We start from the raw sequence: 2,169 nt of genomic DNA on the forward strand, positions 1-2,169 counted from the left end.
CTGTGACGCCCGGGCCGCGGCCCGGGCGTCACCCGTCGGTGGTGTCCGGCCCCCTGCGTCCGCCTCGCTCCGGCCGCGACATCTGCCGCAGCATCCGCTGACGCTCACGCTGCCGTCGTCCATAGGCGGCGTCGGACACCTTCTCGTCCCCTTCGAGGCTGGTGCCGAAGGCCCCGCCGATCATCGCGATGGCGGTGATGAACCAGGCCAGGAAGAGGTAGTCGCCGACGCCGACCTGCCGTCCGATGAACTTGCGCAGGACGGACGCGTCCAGCAGCAGGAAGGAGACGGCGACCAGAGTCACGAACAGGGCCGTGGCCAGCACCACCACCGCGAGCGCGATGGTGACCAGGGTGACCAGGTTGTAGGGGTACAGGGGGTGGTGCCGTGCAGGGAGGTGGGTGCTGCGCTCCCAGAGCTGGTGGTCGACGATGATCCACAGGGTGAGAGCGACGGCGGACACAGCGGTGATGACAGCATGCTGCACGGCGCCGAGTGCGGTGGCGAGGTTCCAGGTGGCGCTGTTGATGAACAGGACCGTAGCCGTGGCGAACACGCCCGCCAGGGCCCGGGAGAGGGAGCCGAACAGCCGCCAGGGGCGGTTGGCGTACACCATGCCGGCGACGAGTCGGGCGTGGCCGCGCAGGCCGGGCACGACGTAGCGCCGGGGCTGCTCGGGGCCGGGACGGGTGTCCGGTACCGGTTCCCGCGGCGGGCGGCCGATCACCTCCGGGTGCCTGGGCGTCTCCTCGTGCGCGACCAGCTCTCGGACGACATCCACGACGGCCTGCCGCACCCGGCGCCGAAGGCGGCGGACCCCAAGGGCGGGAAGGGAGATGAGCGCGGCACGGAGCGCGGTGTCGACCTCGACGCTGATCGGGTAGAGCCGGGCCCGCCGCGGAAGGTCGGTGAGAAAGATCGCCACGTCCCATTCGGCACCGTCCACGTGGTTTCTGACGGCCTCGGCGATGTCGGAGACGTCGGCCTGTTCGCTCCCGCTGAGCGGGGCGGTCATCGCATCGACCTGCCATCCGACCCGAGCACGGACTGCCCGGCGGAGATGGTCGGGCAACCGGGGGGCGAGAGCCCGGGCGATCTCCGACGGCAGACCGGGATTGGCCACCAGTACGACGCGCACGGATCTGCCGGGGGACCTCTCGGGCACGTCAGCCGTCATGACCACACCTTCGTGTGCGCCTCGCGCCATGGCGGCCGCGCGGGCCAGCGGTCCGCGGGTGTCACCCACCCTGCCCAGGCACACACGCAGCGTCCGGGCCGCCGGCGCCGTGACGCGGGCGCCATGCCGAAGGCTCCGGGGTCACCCGGGGGATTCGAGGGCCTGGGAGAAGTCCGTTCCAAGCTGCGACATCAGGTCGTTGAACTCCTTCTCGCTGATCGCCTCCCGGAGCACGGCCAGTACGGTCCGCACACCCCGGTCGGCTTCCTCCTCCTTGAGCATGGTGCGTTCGGCCACGCGCCGCACGCTGTCGTATTGGCCGAAGCGCTCGATGCGGTCGGTGGTTCCCCGGCGCACCGCCTCCGCGAGGCCCTCGGGGAGCTCGGTGATCAGGTCCCTGGCCTCCCCGGGGCTCAGCCTATGGGCCAGCGTCTCGAGCGTGGCCCAGGTCAGGTCCGCCGCCTCCTGCCGGCTCAGTCCGGTGCGCTCGGCGACGGTACGGACGAATTCCTGCTCATCCATGCGTCGTCCTCCTTCGCTGCTGTGTTGCGACGAACGGCGCGAACCCCCTGCAAGCCTGCCACGCCGACCCGGCCTGCGCCCGCGCACGGACGGCGGTGACCACGACCACCCACAGCTTGACGCCTCCGTGCACCGTGGTGTGCAGGGCCTCGCCGTCCAGGTTGAGTCCGTCGTGTCCGTCGTGTTGCACATAGGCGAAGAGCCACACCATGAGAGCGCCGACGTAGCCGAACTCGGCCGCGACCGGTGGGGCAGCCCCAGCTGCGGGCCTGGGCCGAGTACAAGGCGATGAAGAAGGTGCCGATCACGGTGCCCGCCATGATGGCGATGAGGGACCAGACGAGTTGCCGCCCTCAATTGAAGGCTCCCCTCCCTGAGGGAGGGGATTCTCCACCCTCCAGGGCTGAGCGGGGATTTACGGCTCAGGCAGCCTCTGGGTCCAGCGGCCCCGGCGGTCTTACGCCCTCGAC

At 70.7% G+C, this 2,169-nt stretch carries 3 protein-coding genes; all 3 read right to left on the reverse strand.

The features are described 5' to 3' along the window. Positions 1–28: 28 nt before the first annotated feature. The 3 genes from ACWDA7_RS52255 to ACWDA7_RS52265 all read right to left on the reverse strand — a co-directional run bounded on the left by ACWDA7_RS52255 (position 29) and on the right by ACWDA7_RS52265 (position 1,910). Entirely contained in the window at positions 29–1,177 is a 1,149-nt protein-coding gene (locus ACWDA7_RS52255; RefSeq protein ID WP_450615194.1) for a hypothetical protein, read from the reverse strand. A gap of 141 nt (positions 1,178–1,318) precedes the next feature. Then, on the reverse strand, positions 1,319–1,699 hold the full coding sequence (locus ACWDA7_RS52260) for a DUF2267 domain-containing protein (protein WP_361002271.1): 381 nt from the start codon (positions 1,697–1,699) through the stop codon (positions 1,319–1,321). Next, positions 1,692–1,910, reverse strand: coding sequence for a hypothetical protein (locus ACWDA7_RS52265; protein ID WP_450615196.1), 219 nt, complete (start codon positions 1,908–1,910; stop codon positions 1,692–1,694). The genes ACWDA7_RS52260 and ACWDA7_RS52265 overlap by 8 nt, the downstream gene beginning before the upstream one ends. Positions 1,911–2,169 lie beyond the last annotated feature (259 nt).

It is taken from the genome of Streptomyces sp. NPDC001156 (assembly GCF_053598275.1).

Bases quoted from the DNA above. Each gene is read 5' to 3' on its own strand.
- ACWDA7_RS52255 (WP_450615194.1), bottom strand. From the start codon at position 1,177: ATGACGGCTGACGTGCCCGAGAGGTCCCCCGGCAGATCCGTGCGCGTC.
- ACWDA7_RS52260 (WP_361002271.1), bottom strand. From the start codon at position 1,699: ATGGATGAGCAGGAATTCGTCCGTACCGTCGCCGAGCGCACCGGACTG.
- ACWDA7_RS52265 (WP_450615196.1), bottom strand. From the start codon at position 1,910: ATGGTGTGGCTCTTCGCCTATGTGCAACACGACGGACACGACGGACTC.